We start from the raw sequence: 5150 nt of genomic DNA, 5'->3' as shown, positions 1-5150 counted from the left end.
GGGTCGCGGTTCACGCGGCCAGTCCACAGCACCCCCGCGCCGCGGCAACCCGGCGCCCGTCCTGCGCGGCGCCGCGCGCTCAGGGCTCGCGGGTGAGGGCGGCCGCGCGGGTGAGCATGCCGACGGGGCCGTGCTCGTCGAGGGTGCGCCGCTGCCAGTCGGCGCCGGTGCCGCGCTCCAGGACGGCGGCGGCGCCGGCGCGCACGAGCTCCTCGTCGCCGTTGTCGCGCAGCGCACCGCCGACGTGCTCCAGCAGCTGCCCGACGACCTCGGCGGCCGGGCGCGGGTGCCCGTCCAGCGGGGACAGCAGGACGCCGCCGGCCCCGTCGCGGGCGGCGCGCCAGGCCGCCAGGCGCAGCTCGGCCACCCCGGCGCCGGGGACGGGGGTGCCGGCGGCGGCCTCGCCCAGGGCCGTGTCGGCCAGGGCCCGCACGAGGCCGGCGAGCAGCACCGCGTCCTGCACGCGCAGGCACACGTCGGCCACGCGCACCTCCACCGTGGGGTAGCGGGCGGAGAGGCGGACGTCGAAGTAGAGCATCCCCGCGTCCAGCGGGACGCCGGTGCCCAGCAGGCGCTCGACGTGGGCGTCGTAGCCGGCCGCGTCGCCCAGGACGGGGGTGGGCCCGGCGGTGGGCCAGCGCTCCCACACCCGGGCGCGGTAGCTGGCGTAGCCGGCGTCGACGCCCTGCCAGAACGGCGAGTTCGCCGACAGCGCCAGCAGCACGGGCGCCCAGGGCCGGATGCGGTCCACGACCGCGACGGCCTCGTCGCGGTCGGGGACCTCCACGTGGACGTGGCAGCCGCAGGTGAGCTGCTCGCGGGCCAGCAGCCCGAAGCGGGCGCTCATGCGCTGGTAGCGCTCGCCCTCGGTGGTGGTCGGCTCGGTGACGAGCGGGTGGGTGCCCGTCGCGACGAGCAGGGCGCCGTCGGCGGCGGCGGCCTCGGCCACGCGGGCCCGGGCGGCGGCCAGGTCGCGGCGCAGCTCGCCCAGGTGCCGCTGCGGGGCGCTGCCCGTCTCCACCTGCTGGCGCTGCAGCTCGGCCTCGGCGGCCGCCCCCACGGCGGCGAGCACGAGGGGGGCGTCGGCGCGCGCGGCACCGCTGTCGGGGTCGACGAGCAGGAACTCCTCCTCGACCCCGACGCGGCGTGGTCCCGGGGCTGCGCTCACGCGTCCAGTCGGTCCCGCGCGGGGGCCCCGCGCGGGGAGCGGCGCTGGCGGACGACGCCGACGGCGACGACCGCGGCGGTCAGCACCATCGACAGCAGCAGCTGCACCCGCTGACCGGGCAGCACCACCATGAGCACCAGGACGGTGGCGATGAACGCCAGGCTGGCGTAGGTCAGCCAGGGGAAGAGCCACATGCGCACGGCGGGCCGCTCCCCCGCCGCGTCCAGCTCGCGGCGCACGAACACCTGGCTGGCGGCGATGAAGGCGTAGATCACCAGGGCCAGGGCGCCGCTGGTGGCCAGCAGGTACTCGAAGATCTTGTCCGGCAGCAGGTAGTTGCCGACGACCGCGAGGAAGCCGACGGCGGTGGAGGCCAGGATCGCCGGGTAGGGCACCCCGCGCCCGGACACCTTCGACAGCCACGCGGGCCCGTCACCGCGGCGCGAGAGCGAGAACGCCATCCGCGAGGCGGTGTAGAGGGCGGAGTTCAGGCAGCTGGCGACGGCGGTGAGGATGACGATGTCCATGATCGTCGCGGCGCCGGGGATGCCGATGGTCTCCAGCGTCGTCTGGAAGGAGCCGCCCTCGGCCAGCTCCGCGGAGTTCCACGGCACCAGGGCGACGACGACGAGGATGGAGCCGATGTAGAACAGCCCGATCCGGCCGATGACGGAGTTGACCGCGCGGCGCACGCCCTTCTCGGGGTCGGAGGACTCGGCCGCGGCGATGGTGACGATCTCGGTGCCCATGAAGCTGAACATCGTCAGCAGCATCCCGGCCAGGACCGCGGAGAACCCGTTGGGCAGGAAGCCGCCGGCCTCCCCGCCCAGGCTGAAGCCGGGGGTGCCGCTGACGTCGCTGCCGGGCAGCACCCCGAAGATCGCGAGCGCACCGACCGCGATGAAGCCGACGATCGCGACGACCTTGATGGAGGCGAACCAGAACTCGAACTCGCCGTAGTTGCCGACGCTGGCGAGGTTGGAGGCGGTCAGGGCCAGGGTGACCAGCAGCGCCCAGATCCACTGCGGAGCACCGATCCAGTGCGACATGATCTCCGCGGCGGCGGTCGCCTCGACGGGGATGACGAGGACCCAGAACCACCAGTACAGCCAGCCGACGCTGAAACCGGCCCAGCGGCCCAGCGCGCGGTCGGCGTAGGTGGAGAACGAGCCGGTGTCGGGGTGGGCGGTGGCCATCTCGCCGAGCATCCGCATGACGAGGACCACGAGGACCCCGGCGAAGGCGTAGGACAGCAGGACCCCCGGCCCGGCCTCGGCGATGGCGGTCTTGGAGCCCACGAAGAGGCCGGCCCCGATGACGCCGGCGATGGAGATCATGGTGATGTGGCGGGGCTTGAGGGAGGTCCCCAGTCCGGACTGCTGCTGCTCGGTGACCTGCACGTCGCCTCCTGGTCGCTGGTCGCGCGCGGCACCGTCGCCGCCGCTCGCCCGTGGTTGGCGGTCGGTCGCCCACGGTAGCGTTGCCGGGGTGAGCCCGCGGACCATCGCCACCAGCCAGCGCGTCGAGCGCGAGGAGCTGCTCGACTTCCTGCGCCCCCGCCACCACGTCGTCCTGACGACCTTCCGCGCCGACGGCTCGCCGCAGACGTCGCCGGTGACCGCCGGGGTGGACGCCGAGGGCCGGATCGTGGTCTCGACCTACCCGGAGCGGGCGAAGGTCGTCAACGCGCGGCGCACGCCGCGGGCCAGCGCGCTGGTCCTCTCCGACGACTTCGGCGGCGCGTGGGTGCAGGTCGACGGCGACGTGGAGGTGCTGGACCTGCCGCAGGCCCTGGAGCCGCTCGTGGAGTACTTCCGCAGCATCTCCGGCGAGCACCCCGACTGGGACGAGTACCGGCGGGCGATGAGCGCGCAGGGCAAGTGCCTGCTGCGGCTGACCCCGCGCCGGTGGGGGCCGGTGGCCACCGGCGGCTTCCCGGCGCGGCTGGCGGACTAGCCCCGCAGCGCCGGCCCCGCCGCCCCGGCGCGCAGGTCCCGGCGCCCCGGACCCGGCGGTCAGTCCCGCTCGGGCGCGTCGTGCAGGTTCGCCTCGACGGCCCGCACCAGCGCGGGGTCGGGCTCGACGTGGTGGTCGGCGCGGGCGTGCTCGGCGACCTGGGCGAGGACGGCGTCGCGGTCGGCGCCGAGGAACTCGCGCTGGCAGCCGGGGACGACGTCGCCGCAGCGGAAGGTCTTCACGCCCCCACCCTGCCCCGCCAGCGGGCGGTGCCGGCGTGCGCGCCCGCGCCGCGGGCGGCGTCGGCGAGGTCCAGCACGACGTCCTCCACCCCCACCACGCCGACGTAGCGGCCGGTCGCGTCGGTGCACACCAGCGGGTCGAAGCGCCCGGGGCCCTGGCGGGCCACGGCGCGCGCCGCCGCCTCGGGCACGGCCGTCTCGGGGGCCAGGGTGACCTCCACCGGGCGCACCCGCGGCGCCTCGCCGGGGTGGTGGCCGGGCAGCACCAGCAGCCGCGGGACGTCCTCGGCGTCGACGACGACGACGGGCCCGGGGCCCTCGGCGGCGACGGAGACGGCCCCGTCCACCGAGCGGGCCGTCTTGGTGCGCCGGGTCAGGTCGCCGGTGCGGCGCGGGCCCGCTCCCGCCGGCAGCCTGCTCCCGCCGGCCGGGGCGGCGGGGTCGGCCAGCAGCCGGCGCGCCTCGGGGCCGAGGACGCCGAAGCCCGCGGCGGGGCGGGCCAGCAGGTAGCCCTGCACCAGCGGCACGCCCATGGCCCGCAGCACGTCCAGCTCGGCGACGGACTCCACGCCCTCGGCGACGACCCAGGCGTCCAGGCGGGAGGCGCACTCGCCGAGGAGCTGCACCAGCGAGCGCTTGACGAGGTCGTGCTCGAGGCCGCGCACCAGCTGCAGGTCGACCTTCAGCAGCTCGGGGCGCACCACGGCCATCCGCAGCAGGCCGGAGTGGCCGGTGCCGACGTCGTCGAGGGCGATGAGCGCACCGCGCTCGCGCAGCCGCGCGAGGGGCTCCACGAGCGTCGCGGGGTCGCAGGCGCTGTGCTCGGTCAGCTCGACCACGACACCGGTGAGGTCTCGCTCGAGCAGGGTGGCCATGACGGCCGGGTCGGCCAGCGAGGGGGGGCTGGTGTTGACGGTCAGGAAGGTGCCGTGCGGCAGGCGGTCCAGCAGGGGCAGGGCGGCGCGCAGGACCACCAGGTCCAGGTCGGCGTCGCGCCCGAGGGCGCGGGCGGCGCGGAACCAGTCCTCGGTGGGCACGTCGGAGGGGAAGCGGGAGAGCACCTCGTAGCCGGCGACGCGGCCACCGGCCACGTCGACGACCGGGTGCAGCACCAGCTCCAGCAGGCCGGGGTCGGCGCGCACGGCGTCGAGGCGGCGGTGCCACCGGCTGCGGTGCGCTCTGCCCCTCACGCCTGTCTCCTTCACCGCGACCCCGGCGGCCCTCCGGGGTGTGAGGACGGACCGTGTCGCTCCCGTGACGATGGAGCATATAGCCGTAACCGCTTGGTCACCGCCTGCGAGCAAGATCGCCTCAAGGTGGCGGGCCGCGCGGCCGATGGCCACCGGGTGATCCGCCGCGCGAGACGCCGTGCCGCCCCGCTCCTGGTGTGCGCCGCAGCGGGTGCGCTGCTCGCCGCCGCGCCCGCCCACGCCGAGCCCGCACCCGCCACGGCCGCCCGGGCGCGCGCGCAGGCGCAGGCCGCCGCGGCGGCCGTGCAGGAGGTCACCGGGCGCCTGGAGTCGACCGGGCTGGCGCTGCAGCGCCGGCAGCAGGCCCTCGCGCAGGCGGTCAGCACGAGCATCGGCGCCCAGGTCGACGCCGACCGCACCGCCGCCGCGGCCTCCGGCGCCCGCGCCCGCAGCACCCAGCGGGTGCGCTCCCTCTACATGGACGCCGACGGCGGCCTGGGCCGCTCGCACGCCCTGGCGCTGCTGCGCTCGGTGGGCACCGGCGGCGACCCCGCCCTGGCCGTGCGCGGCGTCGGCGCCGCGCACGGCCAGGGC

At 76.7% G+C, this 5150-nt stretch carries 6 protein-coding genes; 2 read left to right on the top strand and 4 right to left on the bottom strand.

The features are described 5' to 3' along the window. Window positions 1-79: 79 nt before the first annotated feature. The gene (locus GTQ99_RS19490; RefSeq protein WP_166617367.1) at window positions 80-1168 is read right to left on the bottom strand and encodes a glutamate--cysteine ligase; all 1089 of its coding nucleotides are present in this window, start codon (window positions 1166-1168) and stop codon (window positions 80-82) included. After that, window positions 1165-2505: an amino acid permease gene (locus tag GTQ99_RS19485; RefSeq protein WP_420814594.1), complete on the bottom strand. Its 1341-nt coding sequence runs from the start codon at window positions 2503-2505 to the stop codon at window positions 1165-1167. Before GTQ99_RS19485 ends, GTQ99_RS19490 begins: the two co-directional genes overlap by 4 nt. A gap of 151 nt (window positions 2506-2656) precedes the next feature. Between GTQ99_RS19485 and GTQ99_RS19480 the strand changes: the two genes are divergently transcribed. Next, entirely contained in the window at window positions 2657-3124 is a 468-nt protein-coding gene (locus tag GTQ99_RS19480) for a PPOX class F420-dependent oxidoreductase (RefSeq protein ID WP_338075133.1), read from the top strand. 59 nt (window positions 3125-3183) lie between these two features. Here GTQ99_RS19480 and GTQ99_RS19475 read toward each other — a convergent pair whose 3' ends face one another. Both GTQ99_RS19475 and GTQ99_RS19470 read right to left on the bottom strand, forming a co-directional pair. Then, complete coding sequence (locus GTQ99_RS19475) at window positions 3184-3366, bottom strand: DUF1059 domain-containing protein (RefSeq protein ID WP_166617365.1); 183 nt, start codon at window positions 3364-3366, stop codon at window positions 3184-3186. After that, a complete protein-coding gene (locus GTQ99_RS19470; protein WP_166617364.1) occupies window positions 3363-4556 on the bottom strand; it encodes an EAL domain-containing protein in 1194 nt (397 codons plus the stop codon). Before GTQ99_RS19470 ends, GTQ99_RS19475 begins: the two co-directional genes overlap by 4 nt. A 195-nt stretch (window positions 4557-4751) precedes the next feature. Here GTQ99_RS19470 and GTQ99_RS19465 point away from each other — a divergent pair. Continuing rightward, window positions 4752-5150, top strand: a 399-nt coding sequence (locus GTQ99_RS19465) for a hypothetical protein (RefSeq protein ID WP_205707838.1), incomplete at its 3' end; no start/stop codon positions are given.

The organism is Kineococcus vitellinus (genome assembly GCF_009906315.1).
GTDB classification, from domain to species: domain Bacteria; phylum Actinomycetota; class Actinomycetes; order Actinomycetales; family Kineococcaceae; genus Kineococcus; species Kineococcus vitellinus.
This window is presented reverse-complemented; position numbering and strand designations above follow the sequence as displayed.

Coding starts and splice junctions, on each gene's coding strand:
- GTQ99_RS19485 (WP_420814594.1), bottom strand. CDS start 2,505: ATGATCTCCATCGCCGGCGTCATCGGGGCCGGCCTCTTCGTGGGCTCC.